General features: G+C 70.8%; 13 protein-coding genes. 10 read left to right on the forward strand and 3 right to left on the reverse strand.

All coding sequences use genetic code 11. The features are described from left to right. Window positions 1-105: 105 nt before the first annotated feature. Window positions 106-1,107, reverse strand: a complete 1,002-nt coding sequence (locus DK419_RS03100; RefSeq protein WP_109957797.1) for a glycosyltransferase family 2 protein — start codon at window positions 1,105-1,107, stop codon at window positions 106-108. Next, window positions 1,104-2,087, reverse strand: a complete 984-nt coding sequence (locus DK419_RS03105; protein WP_162561131.1) for a glycosyltransferase family protein — start codon at window positions 2,085-2,087, stop codon at window positions 1,104-1,106. The genes DK419_RS03100 and DK419_RS03105 overlap by 4 nt, the downstream gene beginning before the upstream one ends. 233 nt (window positions 2,088-2,320) lie before the next feature. Between DK419_RS03105 and DK419_RS03115 the strand changes: the two genes are divergently transcribed. From DK419_RS03115 to glpK, 10 genes are all read left to right on the forward strand, one after another. Beyond that, entirely contained in the window at window positions 2,321-3,397 is a 1,077-nt protein-coding gene (locus DK419_RS03115) for an RHE_PE00001 family protein (protein ID WP_109957800.1), read from the forward strand. A gap of 345 nt (window positions 3,398-3,742) precedes the next feature. Further along, a complete protein-coding gene (locus tag DK419_RS03120; RefSeq protein ID WP_208642274.1) occupies window positions 3,743-4,558 on the forward strand; it encodes a DeoR/GlpR family DNA-binding transcription regulator in 816 nt (271 codons plus the stop codon). A 150-nt stretch (window positions 4,559-4,708) separates the two neighbouring features. Continuing rightward, window positions 4,709-6,256 carry a glycerol-3-phosphate dehydrogenase gene (gene glpD, locus DK419_RS03125; RefSeq protein WP_109962098.1) on the forward strand — a complete coding sequence of 516 codons (1,548 nt, stop codon included), beginning with the start codon at window positions 4,709-4,711 and terminating at the stop codon, window positions 6,254-6,256. 24 nt (window positions 6,257-6,280) lie between these two features. After that, entirely contained in the window at window positions 6,281-7,378 is a 1,098-nt protein-coding gene (locus DK419_RS03130) for an ABC transporter ATP-binding protein (protein ID WP_109957801.1), read from the forward strand. Window positions 7,379-7,393: 15 nt separating this feature from the next. Then, window positions 7,394-8,479 carry an ABC transporter ATP-binding protein gene (locus DK419_RS03135; RefSeq protein ID WP_109957802.1) on the forward strand — a complete coding sequence of 362 codons (1,086 nt, stop codon included), beginning with the start codon at window positions 7,394-7,396 and terminating at the stop codon, window positions 8,477-8,479. Continuing rightward, a complete protein-coding gene (locus tag DK419_RS03140; RefSeq protein WP_109957803.1) occupies window positions 8,476-9,450 on the forward strand; it encodes a carbohydrate ABC transporter permease in 975 nt (324 codons plus the stop codon). The genes DK419_RS03135 and DK419_RS03140 overlap by 4 nt, the downstream gene beginning before the upstream one ends. After that, window positions 9,450-10,247: a carbohydrate ABC transporter permease gene (locus DK419_RS03145; protein ID WP_109957804.1), complete on the forward strand. Its 798-nt coding sequence runs from the start codon at window positions 9,450-9,452 to the stop codon at window positions 10,245-10,247. Before DK419_RS03140 ends, DK419_RS03145 begins: the two co-directional genes overlap by 1 nt. A 16-nt stretch (window positions 10,248-10,263) precedes the next feature. Then, window positions 10,264-10,545 carry a DUF2160 domain-containing protein gene (locus DK419_RS03150; protein ID WP_109957805.1) on the forward strand — a complete coding sequence of 94 codons (282 nt, stop codon included), beginning with the start codon at window positions 10,264-10,266 and terminating at the stop codon, window positions 10,543-10,545. 73 nt (window positions 10,546-10,618) lie between these two features. Further along, window positions 10,619-12,364, forward strand: coding sequence for an ABC transporter substrate-binding protein (locus DK419_RS03155; protein WP_109957806.1), 1,746 nt, complete (start codon window positions 10,619-10,621; stop codon window positions 12,362-12,364). 153 nt (window positions 12,365-12,517) lie between these two features. Further along, entirely contained in the window at window positions 12,518-14,011 is a 1,494-nt protein-coding gene (gene glpK / locus DK419_RS03160) for a glycerol kinase GlpK (protein ID WP_109957807.1), read from the forward strand. 235 nt (window positions 14,012-14,246) lie between these two features. Here the strand turns inward: glpK and DK419_RS03165 are convergent, their stop codons facing one another. After that, a complete protein-coding gene (locus tag DK419_RS03165) occupies window positions 14,247-15,113 on the reverse strand; it encodes an NAD(P)-dependent oxidoreductase (RefSeq protein ID WP_109957808.1) in 867 nt (288 codons plus the stop codon). Window positions 15,114-15,119 lie beyond the last annotated feature (6 nt).

Raw genomic sequence — 15,119 nt, forward strand, 5'->3', positions numbered from 1 at the left:
GGTTTTTTTTCGTCTAGGCAACCTTGCGCAAGGTTGCCAGTCCCCCGACCGGCCCGAGGCGCGATGACCCTCGGGCTGTGTCCGGAAAACCGTAGGTGAGGGCGATCAGGGGGCGGGGGAGGTGCCGATCGCACGCAGGAGGCCGGGCAGCGCCCGGGCGAGCAGGCCCGCCCCGCGCAGGACCTCGCCGGCCTCCGCGCTTGAGCCCCGCGCCAGCGCCTGGGCGAGGCGCAGGGGCACCTGCGCCCCGAAGGCCGCCGCCGTCAGGGCGAGCGCCGTCGCCCGGCCGTGATGCTTGGCGGCGTAGCGGATCTGGCTCTCGAGGAAGCAGGCGAGGCGGTGCGCCTTGGCCGCCCGCGTCGTGCCCTGGCCCTCGTGCCGCACGCGGACGCCGGCGAGGTGGCGCACCGCGAAGCCCGCATCCTGCGCCCGGGCGCAGAGGTCGACATCCTCGTAGTAGACGAAGAAGCGCTCGTCGAAGCCGCCGAGATCCGCGAACAGCGACCGGCGGATCATCAGGAAGGCGCCCATCACCTGATCGACCGCCCGGTCCTCGGCGTGGTCCCACTCGGTCATGAAGTGCGTGGGCACCAGCCGCGCCCGGTCGAGGAGGAGCGCCTGGCCGACGAGCGAGCCGGCGCTCGGCCGCCGCGCGCAGGAGCGCTGCACCGCGCCCGCCTCGTCGAGGAGCTGCGCCCCGACGATGCCGGTGCCCGCATCCGCCGTCAGGGCGGCGTAGGCGCCGGCCAGGCTCTCCGCCGTCACCCGCGCGTCGGGGTTCAGGAACAGGATCGCGGGCGCGCGCCCCCGCGCCGCACCGGCGTTGCAGGCCCGGCCGAAGCCCCGGTTGTCGGGATTGGCGATCACCTCGGGCCCCGCGTCCGGTCCCGTTCCCGGCCCATGGCGCAGGCGCGGCAGGGCGTCGAGCGAGCCGTCGCTGGAGGCGTTGTCGACCACGACGACCCGCAGGGGCAGGGCGTCGCCGAGGCCGTCCTCCGCCGCCGCCAGGCTGGCGAGGCAGGCCCGCAGCAGGGCGCCGCCGTTCCAGTTGACGATCACGACGTCGAGGGCGGGGGGCGTCCCGGGCATCGCCGCAATCCCCGTCATGACGGCTCTCCCGGCAATCCTTTCGGCCGCCCGAGCCGGCCGCGCAGGCCGTCGAGCACCGCGCCGGCGAGCTGAGCGAGCACGCGCGGGCGGTAGCCGGAATCGGCCCAGGTGAGCAGGGCCTGGAGCGGCAGGTAGGCGGCCTGGCGCACCTTCCAGCGTCGTGGCACGTGCGCCAGCCGCCAGGCATAGACGCTGTTGCGCAGGTAGGCCGTCATCCGGAACAGGGGCTGGCGCGGCATCTCGATGCCGAAGAGCGTCGAGCGGATCACCCCGGCCCCGACCCGATGGGGGAGGGCGGTGCCCGCCTCCATCCAGCAGCCGTAGCCGCGGGCCCAGGCGCGAAAGCACCATTCGAGGTCGACGCCGTCGATGAAGAAGTCGCTCCGGAACGGGCCGATCCGCGCATAGGCCTCGAGGTCGACGAGCGAGCCGGAGGTGGCCAGGAACTCCACCGGCACGAGGGAGCCGTAATCCGGGATCTCCGGCCGGCGCGGATAGGCCGGCGCCTTGGCTCCGGGCGCCGCCTGCGGCCTCGGGCCGACCACGGCCGGCGGCAGGCTCAGGGTCCGCAGGCGCGCCAGCGCCGCCTCCAGCTCCGAGACCTGGTCCGGCGTGAACGCGGCGTCCTGGTCGAGGAGCAGCACCTGCGCGGCCCCCGCCGCGGACGCCGCCCGGGCGATCGCGTCGAGGGCGCCGCCGATTCCGATGTTGCGCCCCGCCGACAGCACGAGCGCGCCGCGCTGCTCGAGCGCGGCCGCGTCCTCCGCCGGTAGGCCGCCATTGTCGAACACGATCGTCAGGCGCGCCTCCGCCGCGACCCGGGCGCGCAAGGTCGCGACCTGCTCCGGCGTCGGCCGGAACACCGTGATGCCCACGGCGACGGGCAGGGGGGAGGTCGGGGGGATCGGCTCGGCGGCGGGCTGGCGCACGTCACCGTCCTGCGCGGCGTCGGGGTGGGTCACGGCGGGGTCGGTCACGGCAAGTCTCGTCACGGTTAAGGCCGTCGAGTCGGATGGGTCAATGCGCCGGCCGGACAGCGAAATTGCGGCGGGACTGCCCGGTCGGGACGCCGACCGGCCGCGCTTGGGTATGTGGGAATATTGCCCACGTCAAGGTGCGCGGCACCGTCCGTGGGCCTCGCTCCTCTCCACGGTCGACCAAGCGAATGCCATCTTTCCTTGGATGTGATATTCCGTATCGTGCCGCCGCAATGGCTTACGATCTCGACGCGATCCGCCCGCCCGCCGCGTGGCGGCCCCTCGCCGGTCCCCTGGAGGCGGCCTCCGACGCGCTGGTGCGCGCCGACGAGCGCCTGGCCCGGGCCGATCCCGTGCTGGCCGACGGGGCCCGGGCGCGGGCGCACCTGTTCGACGCCCAGGCCGCCCTGCATCTCGACGGCGAGCTCGTCGCCCTGGAAGATCTCGTGCTGCACGAGGCGGCGATGGACGTGCGCCGTCCGACGCTCGCGCTGGGGCGTGCCGTGGCGGTGCTCGCCGACCGGCGGCGCCTCGCCGCGTCCCCGCCGGGCTGGGCCTTCTCCGCCCCCGGCCGGGCGATGCTCGCCGGGCCCGAACCCGAGGCGGGCGCGACGGAGGACGAGCGGCCCGACGAGGAGGACGAGGACGAGCCGGAGGGCGCCGACACGGCCTTCGCCGCCATCGACCGGCTGCTCGCCCGTACCCGCCGCACCCTCGCCGCTCACGAGGCGGGCGGGCCGGTCCCGCGCCGAGACCCGGACGAAGGCCCGGTCGCCGCCTGGCGCCGGATCCTCGACGAGACCCGGGACCTGCCGGCGGCTCTGGCCGCCGCGGTCGCCCTCGACGCCTGGCTGGTGCTGGATCCGGCCCCGCGCCGGGGTCACCGCGGGCCGCTGACGGCGGCGGCCCTGCTGCGGGCCCGGGCCAAGGTCACGGTCCACCTGCCGGCGCTGTCGCTGGGCCTGCGCGAGAGCCGGGCGCCGTGGTCGCGGGCGCTGCCGCTCGCCGACCGTGTCGCCGGTCTCCTCGGGGCGGTCGAGGCCTCCGCCCGCACCCTCGGGCGCGACCTCGACCGCCTGACGCTCGCCCGCGAGGTGATGCTGCGCGCCTGCGCGGCCAAGCGCCGGACCTCGCGCCTGCCGCAACTCGTCGACCTGTTCGTCGGCACGCCGCTGGTCACGGTGGCGAGCGCCGCCCGGGCGCTCGCCGTCACCCCGCAGGCGGTGGAGGGGATGCTGGCCGAGCTGGGATCCGCCCGCCCGCGGGAGTTGACGGAGCGGCGGCGGTACCGGGCGTGGGGGATCGTGTGAGGTATTCCAGCCCTCGACCAAGCGACGCCGCGGCCGCTTCGCAAGCGGCGATCGAAATCCATCCACTGGCGCAGGATGCGTACGATCTCGATCGCGCCGCCGGCACGATCTCGATTGAAGACGATGTGTGAACCGATCACGAGCTCGACGTAGCCGAGACGGATGTCGTCGGCGCTGCGGCCTTTCGCTGTAGCGTCAGCCAGACGGTCGAAGCCGTCCGCGGTGGTCCGAACGCGTACCCCGCACCCTTCCTCGCCCCCGATTGCACCCGCCCCCGCTTGCCCCGACAATGCCCGCCCCCGCGGTCCCGCGGGCAACAAGCGCCCCGATGGGCGAGAACAAGGCATGCGCGTCGTGATCGACCAGGTTTCCCAGCGCCAGCAGGACATCCTCGCCCTCGCCCGCCTGCACGGGCGGGTCAGCGTCGAGGAGCTGGCGGCGCGGTTCGAGGTGACGCCGCAGACGATCCGCAAGGACCTGAACGAGCTGTGCGACAGCCGGCTCCTGTCGCGCATCCACGGCGGCGCCGTGGTGGCCTCGGGCGTCGAGAACGTGTCCTACGAGGCGCGCCGCCTCGTCGCCCACGGCGAGAAGCGGGCGATCGGCGAGGCGGCAGCAAGGCTGATCCCGAACAGCGCGTCGCTGTTCATCAACATCGGCACCACCACCGAGGAGGTGGCGCGCGCGCTCGGCGACCACGAGGACCTCCTCGTCATCACCAACAACCTCAACGTGGCGACCCTGCTCTACCGCCACCCGAAGATGAGCCTGATCGTCGCCGGCGGGCCGGTGCGGCGGGCCGACGGGGCGGTGATCGGCTCGGCGGCGGTCGATTTCATCAACCAGTTCAAGGTCGATTACGCGGTGATCGGCGCCTCGGCGATCGACGAGGACGGCACGCTGCTCGACTTCGACTACCGCGAGGTGCGGGTCGCCCGCGCCATCATCGACAATGCCCGCCGGGTGATCCTGGTCGCCGACAAGCTGAAGCTCGAACGCTCGGCGCCGATCCGCGTCGGCCACCTGCGCGAGCTCGACTACTTCGTCACCGACGCGCTGCCCTCCGGCGCCTTGCGGGAGATGTGCGCGGCGCATCGCGTCGAGCTGGTCGAGGCCGGGGCGGAGGCCGGCGCGCACGAGACGTCCGACGCCGCCGAGTAGCCGAAACCGATACATCGCCGAAACCGAAAGGCTTGGGCTTTCGTTCGCACCTCTCGGCTTTCGGTTTCGCTTGCGTCAGCCACCGGTCGCGACTAGATTCGCACCAGGATGCAAACGAAAGAGCCGAAAGGCTCGGACAGGGAGGTGGCCTTGGCCCCCAGGCGCCAGCAGCCCGGCGACGAGCGCGGGGTGTTCGACCTCGCGGTGATCGGCGGCGGCATCAACGGCTGCGGCATCGCCCGCGACGCGGTCGGCCGCGGCGCCTCGGTGGTGCTGTTCGAGCAGAACGACCTGGCCAGCGGCACCTCCTCGACCTCGACCAAGCTGATCCACGGCGGCCTGCGCTACCTCGAGCATTACGAGTTCCGCCTGGTCCGCGAGGCCCTGATGGAGCGCGAGGTGCTGTGGGGCATGGCGCCCCACATCGTCTGGCCCCTGCGCTTCGTGCTGCCGCACCATTCGGGTCTGCGGCCCGGCTGGCTCCTGCGCCTGGGGCTCCTGCTCTACGACAACCTCGGCGGCCGCAAGCGCCTGCCCGGCACCCGCACCCTCGACCTCACCCGCGATCCCGCCGGCGAGCCGCTGAAAGCCGGCTTTCGCCGCGCCTTCGAATATTCGGATTGCTGGGTCGAGGATTCGCGCCTCGTGGTGCTGAACGCCCGCGACGCCGCCGAGCGCGGCGCGATGATCCGCACCCGCACCCGGGTCGTCACCGTCGCCCGCACCGACGGGCTGTGGGAGATCACCGCGGAGGACCGCCAGACCGGCGCCCGCGACACCGTGCGGGCCCGCACCCTCGTCAACGCCGCCGGCCCCTGGGTGGCGAACGTGCTCACCGGCGTGGCGCGGGCCAATTCCAGCGAGGGCGTGCGCCTCGTCCAGGGCAGCCACATCGTGGTGCGGCGCCTCTTCCAGCACGACCGCGCCTACATCTTCCAGAACGCCGACCAGCGCATCATCTTCGCGATCCCCTACGAGCGCGACTTCACGCTGATCGGCACCACCGACCGCGACTACAAGGGCGACCCCGCCGACGTGAAGGCGAGCGAGGAGGAGATCGCCTATCTCTGCGCCGCCGCGAGCGAGTACTTCCGCGATCCGGTCACCCGCGACGAGGTGGTGTGGACCTATTCGGGCGTGCGCCCGCTCTACGACGACGGCGCCTCGAAGGCGCAGGAAGCCACCCGCGACTACGTGCTGACCCTCGATGCGCCGGACGGCCAGCCGGCGATGCTCTCGGTCTTCGGCGGCAAGATCACCACCTATCGCCGCCTCGCCGAATCGGCGCTCGAGCGCCTGAAGGACCACCTCCCGGCGGCCCGCAAGGAGCCCTGGACCTCGGGTGCCGTCCTGCCGGGCGGCAACTTCCCGAAGGAGGGCTACGACGAGGTCGTGGCGGGGCTTGCGCGCCAGCACCCGGGCGTGCCGGAGGCGCTGGTCGCCCGGCTGGTGCGGGCCTACGGCACCGATGCGCGGGAGATCCTGAGCGGCGCCCGCTCGCTGGCCGATCTCGGACGGGTGTTCGGGGCGGATCTCACCGAGCGCGAGGTGCGCCACCTGATGCGCCGCGAATGGGCGGTCTCCGCCGACGACGTGCTCTGGCGCCGTTCGAAGCTCGGCCTTAGGGTCACCCCCGCCGAGGCCGCCGCCCTCGACGACTTCATGCGCCGCGCCGCCGCCGCGCCCAACGCCGCCTGACGAGACGAGAGACGGGAGGGCGCCATGACCCTGATCCTGGAGAACGTGACCAAGCGGGTCGGCCCCGAGACCCATATCCGCGACGTCAGCCTCGCCCTGCCGAAGGGCTCGCTCAACGTGCTGCTCGGCCAGACGCTCGCCGGCAAGACGACGCTGATGCGCCTGATGGCCGGGCTCGAGGCGCCGAGCGATGGAAGGATTATCGCCGACGGCAAGGACGTGACCGGGCTGCCGGTGCAAGCCCGCAACGTCGCGATGGTCTACCAGCAGTTCATCAACTACCCCTCGCTCTCGGTCTACGAGAACATCGCCTCGCCGATGCGGGTCGCCGGGGTCGCGAGGGCCGAGATCGAGGCGCGGGTGCAGGAGGCGGCGGGGCTTCTCCGGCTCACCCCCTACCTCAAGCGCAAGCCCCTCGAACTGTCGGGCGGCCAGCAGCAGCGCACCGCCATCGCCCGGGCGCTCTGCAAGCGCGCCGACCTCGTGCTGATGGACGAGCCGCTGGCGAACCTCGACTACAAGCTGCGCGAGGAGTTGCGGGAAGAACTCCCGCGGATCTTCGCCGCTACGGGGGCCATCTTCGTCTACGCCACCACCGAGCCGGCCGAGGCCCTGATGCTCGGCGGGCGCACCGCCACCCTGCACCAGGGCCGCGTCACCCAGGTCGGTCCGACGCCGGACGTCTACCGCCGGCCCCAGGATCTCGTCACCGCGAAGGTCTTCTCCGACCCGCCGCTCAACACCTTGAGCGTGACGAAGGCCGGCGGCCGGGTCTCGCTTCCGACCGGCGGCCAGGTCCGGGCGACCGGCACGCTCGCGACCGTGCCCGACGGCACCTACACGATCGGCTTTCGCGCCCACCACCTCGCCCTCGATCCCCTGCAGGCCGAGGCGATCGCGCTGCCCGCCACCGTCTCGGTCGCCGAGATCACCGGCTCGGAGAGCTACGTCCATGTCGACCTGCAAGCCGATGCCGGCGAGAGCCGCCTGATCGCGCTCCTGCCCGGCGTGCGCCGGCTCGAGCCCGGCACGGCGGTGACCGCCTATCTCGACCCCCGCCACGCCCTGGTGTTCGACGGGACCGGCCGCACCGCCGCCCTCGACCTGCCGGCGGCGGCTTGAGAGGAGAGGGGATCCATGGCCCGCATCACCCTCGACCACCTCGCCCACGCCTACGGCCCGAACCCCAAGGGCCCGCAGGACTACGCGCTGAAGGAAATCGACCACGTCTGGCGCCAGGGCGGCGCCTACGCGCTGCTCGGGCCGTCGGGCTGCGGCAAGTCCACGCTGCTCAACATCATCTCGGGGCTGGTCGTCCCGACCCGCGGCCGCATCCTGTTCGACGACCGCGACGTCACCACGGTGCCGACCGAGGGGCGCAACATCGCCCAGGTGTTCCAGTTCCCGGTCGTCTACGACACCATGACGGTGCGGGAGAACCTGGCCTTCCCGTTGAAGAACCGGCGCGTCGCCCCGGCCACCATCCGGTCGCGGGTGGAGGAGATCGCCGGTCTCCTCGACCTCACCCGGGTGCTCGACCGCCGTGCCAACAACCTGACGGCGGACATGAAGCAGAAGATCTCGCTCGGCCGGGGCCTCGTGCGCCCGGACGTGGCGGCGATCCTGTTCGACGAGCCGCTCACCGTCATCGACCCGCACCTGAAGTGGCAGCTGCGCTCGACGCTCAAGGAGCTTCACCGCAAGCTCGACCTGACGATGATCTACGTCACCCACGACCAGACCGAGGCGCTGACCTTCGCCGACACGGTGGTGGTGATGCATGACGGCGCCGTGGTGCAGACCGGAACGCCCGACGAGCTGTTCGAGCGCCCCGCCCACACCTTCGTCGGCCACTTCATCGGCTCGCCGGGCATGAACCTGCTGCCGGCGCGGGTCGAGGGCGCGACCGCGACGATCGAGGGCCACGCCGTCCCGCTCGCCCGCCACTACCCGGACCTGCCGCAGGGCAAGCGCATCGAGCTGGGTGTCCGCCCCGAATACGTACACCTCGCGCCGAAGGGCCTCGGTCTCCCCGTCCAGGTCAAGCGCATCGACGATATCGGGCGCCAGCGCCTCGCCCGGGTCGAGCTCGGCGGCCGGCCCCTCGTCGCCACGGTGGCGGAGGGCCAGAGCCTCGACGGGACCGAGGCGGCCTTGACCCTCGATCCGCGCCAGATCCACATCTACGCCGACGGCGCCCTGGTGCCCGGGGAGGCCGCATGACCAAGACCGTCAACCAGAAGGCCTGGCTCCTCGTCCTGCCGGTCTTCGCCGTCGTCGCCTTCTCGGCGGTGCTGCCGCTGATGACGGTGGTCAACTACTCGGTCCAGGACACGTTCGGGAACAACCAGTTCTTCTGGAACGGCCTCGGCTGGTTCCAGGAACTGCTCGACCCGTCGAGCCAGTTCGGCGAGCGCTTCTTCGATTCGCTGTGGCGCAACCTCCTGTTCTCAGGGATCATCCTGGCGATCGAGGTGCCGCTCGGCATCGCGGTGGCGCTGTCGATGCCGCGGGAGGGCCGCTCGGTCGCGTTCTGCCTCGTGCTGATGGCCCTGCCGCTGCTGATCCCGTGGAACGTCGTCGGCACGATCTGGCAGGTCTTCGCCCGCACCGATATCGGCCTCCTCGGCTCGTTCCTCAACCGCATCGGCATCGACTACAATTACGCCGGCTCCGCGCTCGCCGCCTGGGTCACCATCGTGACCATGGACGTGTGGCACTGGACGAGCCTCGTCGCGCTCCTGTGCTACGCGGGTCTCAAGTCGATCCCCGACGCCTATTACCAGGCCGCCCGCATCGACGGGGCGAGCCAGTGGGCGATCTTCCGCACGATCCAGCTGCCGAAGATGCGCCGCGTCCTGCTGATCGCCGTGCTGCTGCGCTTCATGGACTCGTTCATGATCTACACCGAGCCCTTCGTGCTCACCGGCGGCGGGCCCGGCAACGCCACGACCTTCCTGTCGATCGACCTCGTCAAGCTGGCGCTGGGACAGTTCGACCTCGGCCGGGCGGCGGCGATGTCGCTGGTCTACAACCTGATCATCCTCAGCGTCTGCTGGGTGTTCTACACCGTGATGACCAACGTGGACGCCGGCAACCGCACGGTGCTGGCCGACACCGACCCGGCGGATGCCGGCGCCGCCGGCAGCCTGCCCCCCGCCACCACCATCCCGCTCGACCGGAGGGCCGCCTGATGCGCCCGCGCCACGTCGTGATGACGCTCTACCTCCTGTTCCTGATGGTCCCGATCTACTGGCTCGTGAACATGAGCCTGAAGACCAACCAGGAAATCAACACCAGCATGACGCTCTGGCCTCATGCCATCACGTTCGACAACTACATCCGGATCTTCACCGATCCGAGCTGGTACGGTGGCTACCTGAACTCGCTGTCCTACGTGGCGATCAACACGGTTCTGTCGATCGGCCTCGCCTTGCCGGCGGCCTACGCGTTCTCGCGCTACAGCTTCATCGGCGACAAGCACCTGTTCTTCTGGCTGCTCTCGAACCGGATGGCGCCGCCGGCGGTGTTCGCGCTTCCCTTCTTCAACCTCTACTCGGCGGTCGGCCTGTTCGACACGCCCTGGGCGGTGGCGCTCGCCCACTGCCTGTTCAACGTGCCGCTGGCGGTGTGGATTCTCGAAGGCTTCATGTCCGGCGTGCCGCGCGAGATCGACGAGACCGCGGCGATCGACGGCTACTCGTTCCCGCGCTTCTTCATCAAGATCTTCATGCCGCTGATCGCGTCCGGCATCGGCGTCGCCGCCTTCTTCTGCTTCATGTTCTCGTGGGTCGAGCTTTTGCTCGCCCGCACGCTCACCTCGGTCGACGCCAAGCCCATCGCCGCCACCATGACCCGCACGGTCTCGGCCGCCGGCATGGATTGGGGCCTGCTCGCGGCGGCCGGCGTGCTCACCATCGTGCCGGGCGCCCTCGTGATCTGGTTCGTGCGCAACTACATCGCCAAGGGCTTCGCCCTCGGTCGGGTGTGATCGGGGAGTTCGTCCGATGTCCGATTTCGCCTGGATGGCCTGGACCTGGCAGACCGCCGTGTTCTTCGCGGTCATCGCCGGCCTGCTCGCCCTGATGACCGCGCTGGCCGTCTGGCGCCCGGAGACCGAAGAGGTCGGGATCCTGCGCATCCCGACGACCCGGGGCGACCGGCTGTTCCTGACGCTGGTCGGCGCCGCCTTCATCAACCTCGCCTGGCTCGGCCTCGTCGGCCCGAGCCTCGAATGGGCGCTCGCGCTCTCGCTCGTTTACGGGGCGGTGATGTTCCGCTTCGCTTAAACGGTTCGTCGCTACGTCCGGCAGCCAGCCGGCATCAGGCGGGCCGATCACCACCAGAGGGAGGACCACCACCATGAAACGCCATCGTCTGCTCACGGCCGCGAGCGCCCTCGCGCTCACCCTGGCCGCCGGCCACGCCTTCGCCGGCATGGAAGAGGCCAAGCGCTGGGTCGACACCGAGTTCCAGCCCTCGACCCTGTCGAAGGAGGAGCAGCTCAAGGAGATGCAGTGGTTCATCGATGCGGCGAAGCCCTTCGCCGGCATGGAGATCAACTTCGTCTCCGAGACCATCACCACGCACGAATACGAGGCCCGCACGCTGGCGAAGGCCTTCTCCGAGATCACCGGGATCAAGGTGCGCCACGACCTCCTGCAGGAGGGCGACGTGGTCGAGAAGATCCAGACCCAGATGCAGTCGGGCAAGAACATCTACGACGGCTGGATCAACGATTCCGACCTCGTCGGCACCCATTTCCGCTACGGCCAGACCGTCGCCCTGTCGGACTTCATGACGGGTGAGGCCAAGGACGTCACCTCGCCGACCCTCGACCTCGACGACTTCATCGGCAAGTCCTTCGGCACCGGGCCGGACAACAAGCTCTACCAGCTGCCCGACCAGCAGTTTGCCAACCTGTACTGGTTCCGCTACGACTGGTTCACTCGCGCCGACCTCAAGGAGAAGTTCAAGGCCAAGTACGGCTACGAGCTCGGCGTGCCGGTCAACTGGTCGGCCTACGAGGACATCGCCGACTTCTTCACCAATGACGTGAAGGAGATCGACGGTGTCAAGGTCTATGGCCACATGGACTACGGCAAGAAGGACCCGTCGCTCGGCTGGCGCTTCACCGACGCGTGGCTGTCGATGGCCGGCAACGGCGACCGGGGCATCCCGAACGGCAAGCCGGTCGACGAGTGGGGCATCCGCATGGAGGGCTGCCGCCCGGTCGGCTCCTCGATCGAGCGCGGCGGCGACACCAACGGCCCGGCGGCGGTCTACTCGGTGACGAAGTACGTCGAGTGGCTGAAGAAGTTCGCCCCGCCGCAGGCCGCCGGCATGACCTTCTCGGAGTCGGGCCCGGTGCCGTCGCAGGGCAACGTCGCCCAGCAGATGTTCTGGTACACCGCCTTCACCGCCGACATGGTCAAGCCGGGTCTCCCGGTCATGAACCAGGACGGCACGCCGAAGTGGCGCATGGCGCCCTCGCCGAAGGGCCCGTACTGGAAGGACGGGATGAAGCTCGGCTACCAGGATGCCGGCTCGCTCACCCTCTTGAAGTCGACCCCCCTCGATCGCCGCAAGGCGGCCTGGCTCTACCAGCAGTTCATCGTCTCGAAGACGGTCAGCCTGAAGAAGAGCCACGTCGGCCTCACCTTCATCCGCGAGAGCGACATCTGGGACAAGTCCTTCACCGAGCGGGCGCCGAAGCTCGGCGGCCTGGTCGAGTTCTACCGCTCGCCGGCCCGCACGCAGTGGACCCCGACCGGCGTGAACGTGCCGGATTACCCCAAGCTCGCTCAGCTCTGGTGGCAGAACATCGGCGACGCCTCCTCGGGCTCCAAGACCCCGCAGGCGGCGATGGACGCGCTCGCCGCGGCCCAGGACGACGTGATGGCGCGCCTCGAGCGCTCGAAGGTGCAGGGCGAGTGCGGCCCGAAGCTCAACCCCAAGACCTCAGCCGAGCACTGGTACGAGCAGGCCAAGAAGGACGGCACGCTGGCGCCCCAGCGCAAGCTCGCCGACGAGAAGCCGAAGGGTGAGACGATCGACTACGACACCCTGATCAAGAGCTGGCCGGCCTCGCCGCCGAAGCGCGGCTGACGCTGCGGGAGCCGGGGCGTGCAGCCCCGGCTCTCCTTTCCGCGATGATCCGGGAATGGCTATGACGGCGGCGACCGCCGCGCTCGTCGCGAGGGAGATCGTCTTGGCCTACGACATGACGGAACCGCCACCTCTCTGACGAGCCCCGAAACGATGTCCTCCCTCATCCTCGCCATCGACCAGGGCACCACCTCCTCGCGCGCCCTCTTGTTCCGGCCCGACACCTCGATCGCGGGCCTCGCCCAGGCCGAGTTCCCGCAGCACTTCCCGGCCTCGGGCTGGGTCGAGCACGAGCCGGAGGACCTCTGGCGCACGACGCTCGAGACCTGCCGGGCGGCGATGAAGCAGGCCGGGGTCACGGCCCGGGACGTGGCGGCGATCGGCATCACCAACCAGCGCGAGACGACGCTGGTCTGGGACCGGCGCACCGGCGAGGCGGTGCACCGCGCCATCGTCTGGCAGGACCGGCGCTCGGCCGGGATCTGCGCCCGCCTCAAGGAGGCCGGCCACGAGCCGATGGTGACGGGCAAGACCGGCCTGATCCTCGACCCCTACTTCTCCGGCACCAAGATCGCCTGGATCCTCGACAACGTGCCCGGCGCCCGCGCCCGGGCCGAGGCCGGCGAGCTCGCCTTCGGCACCGTCGATTCGTATCTCCTGTGGCGCCTCACGGGCGGGCGGCTGCACGTCACCGATGCCACCAACGCCTCGCGCACGCTGCTCTTCGACATCCATCGCGGCGCCTGGGACGAGGAACTGACGGGGCTCCTCGGCGTGCCGGCCTCGATGCTCCCGGAGGTGCGCGATTCCTCAGGCGATTTCGGTGAGACCGACCCGGAGCTGTTCGGCGCCGCGATCCCGATCCGGGGCGTCGCCGGCGACCAGCAGGCGGCCGTCGTCGGGCAGGCCTGCTTCCGGCCCGGCATGGTCAAGTCGACCTACGGCACCGGGTGCTTCGCCCTCCTCAACACCGGCTCCCAGCCGGTCGCCTCGAAGAACAAGCTCCTCACCACCATCGCCTACCAGCTCGACGGGAAGCGCACCTACGCGCTCGAAGGCTCGATCTTCGTCGCGGGCGCGGCGGTGCAGTGGCTGCGCGACGGGCTCGGCGTGATCGAATCGGCTGCCGAGACGGGCGCGCTCGCCGAGCGGGCCGACCCGGGCCAGGACGTCTACCTCGTGCCGGCCTTCGTCGGCCTCGGCGCGCCCTACTGGGAGCCGGACGCCCGCGGCGCCCTGTTCGGGCTGACCCGCGGCACGGGACCGGCCGAACTCGCCCGCGCGGCGCTCGAGAGCGTCTGCTTCCAGACCGCCGACCTCCTCGCCGCCATGCGGGCCGACTGGGCGGACGGGGACGGCAGCGCCACGGTGCTCAGGGTCGATGGCGGCATGGTCGCCTCCGACTGGACGATGCAGCGCCTCGCCGACCTGCTCGCCGCCCCCGTCGACCGCCCCGAGGTGAAGGAGACGACGGCGCTGGGCGCGGCCTACCTCGCCGGCCTCGCCTGCGGCCTCTACCCGGAGCCCGAGCACTTCGCCGACCATTGGCGCCTGGAGCGTCGCTTCGCCCCGGCGATGGAGCCGACGCTGCGCGAGCGGCGGCTGGCCGGCTGGCGCAAGGCGGTGAGCTGTTTGGTGGGGAAGTAGACACCTGACTTACCGGCGCTGACTGAAAACCAGATGGCGCGGGATCCCCTCTCCCGAGTGGGAGAGGGGTAGGGGTGAGGGTGATACGGTTCTTATCCAAGCACTGAACGTCGTGCTGACAGCGGGACGGTCAGAGCCTGACTCGGAACCGTGTCACCCTCACCCCCGGCCCCTCTCCCACACGGGAGAGGGGAGGGAGCTTTATCTTGTCATCGACAATGCCGCGCTGACATTTTTACTTCTCCAGCCGCGCGATCAGGCTCGACGTGTCCCAGCGCCCGCCGCCCAGGCTCTGCACCTCGGCGTAGAACTGGTCGACGAGGGCCGTCACCGGCAGCTTGGCCTTGTTGCGGCGGGCTTCCGCGAGGACGATCGACAGGTCCTTGCGCATCCAGTCGACGGCGAAGCCGAACTCGAACTTGCCCTCGTTCATGGTCTTGCCGCGGTTCTCCATCTGCCAGGAGCCGGCGGCCCCCTTGGAGATCACGTCGAGCACCGCCTCGATGTCGAGCCCCGCCCGCTTGCCGAAATGCACCGCCTCCGACAGGCCCTGGACGAGGCCCGCGATGCAGATCTGGTTCATCATCTTGGCGAGCTGGCCGGCGCCGACGGGCCCCAGCAGCCGGCAGGCGCGGGCGTAAGACCCGATCACCGGCTCGACCCGGGCGAAGGTGTCGGCCTCGCCGCCGCACATCACCGTCAGCACGCCGTTCTCGGCGCCCGCCTGGCCGCCGGAGACCGGCGCGTCGATGAAGCCGAACCCGGCCTTGCCCGCAGCCTCGGACAGCTCGCGCGCCACCTCCGCCGAGGCGGTGGTGTGGTCGACGAAGACCGTGCCCTTGCCCATCGCCGCGAAGGCGCCGTCCGGCCCGGTCGTGACCTGGCGCAGGTCGTCGTCGTTGCCGACGCAGGCGAAGACGATCTCCTGGCCCTCGGCCGCCTCGCGGGGCGTCGCCGCGGCCTTGCCGCCATGCGCGCTCACCCAGTCGTCGGCCTTGGCCTTGGTGCGGTTGTAGACCGTGACGTCGTGGCCCTTGGCGGCGAGGTGACGGGCCATCGGCCCCCCCATCACGCCGAGACCCAGAAACGCGACCTTTGCCATGCGCTC

It is taken from the genome of Methylobacterium terrae (genome assembly GCF_003173755.1).
Taxonomy (GTDB): domain Bacteria; phylum Pseudomonadota; class Alphaproteobacteria; order Rhizobiales; family Beijerinckiaceae; genus Methylobacterium; species Methylobacterium terrae.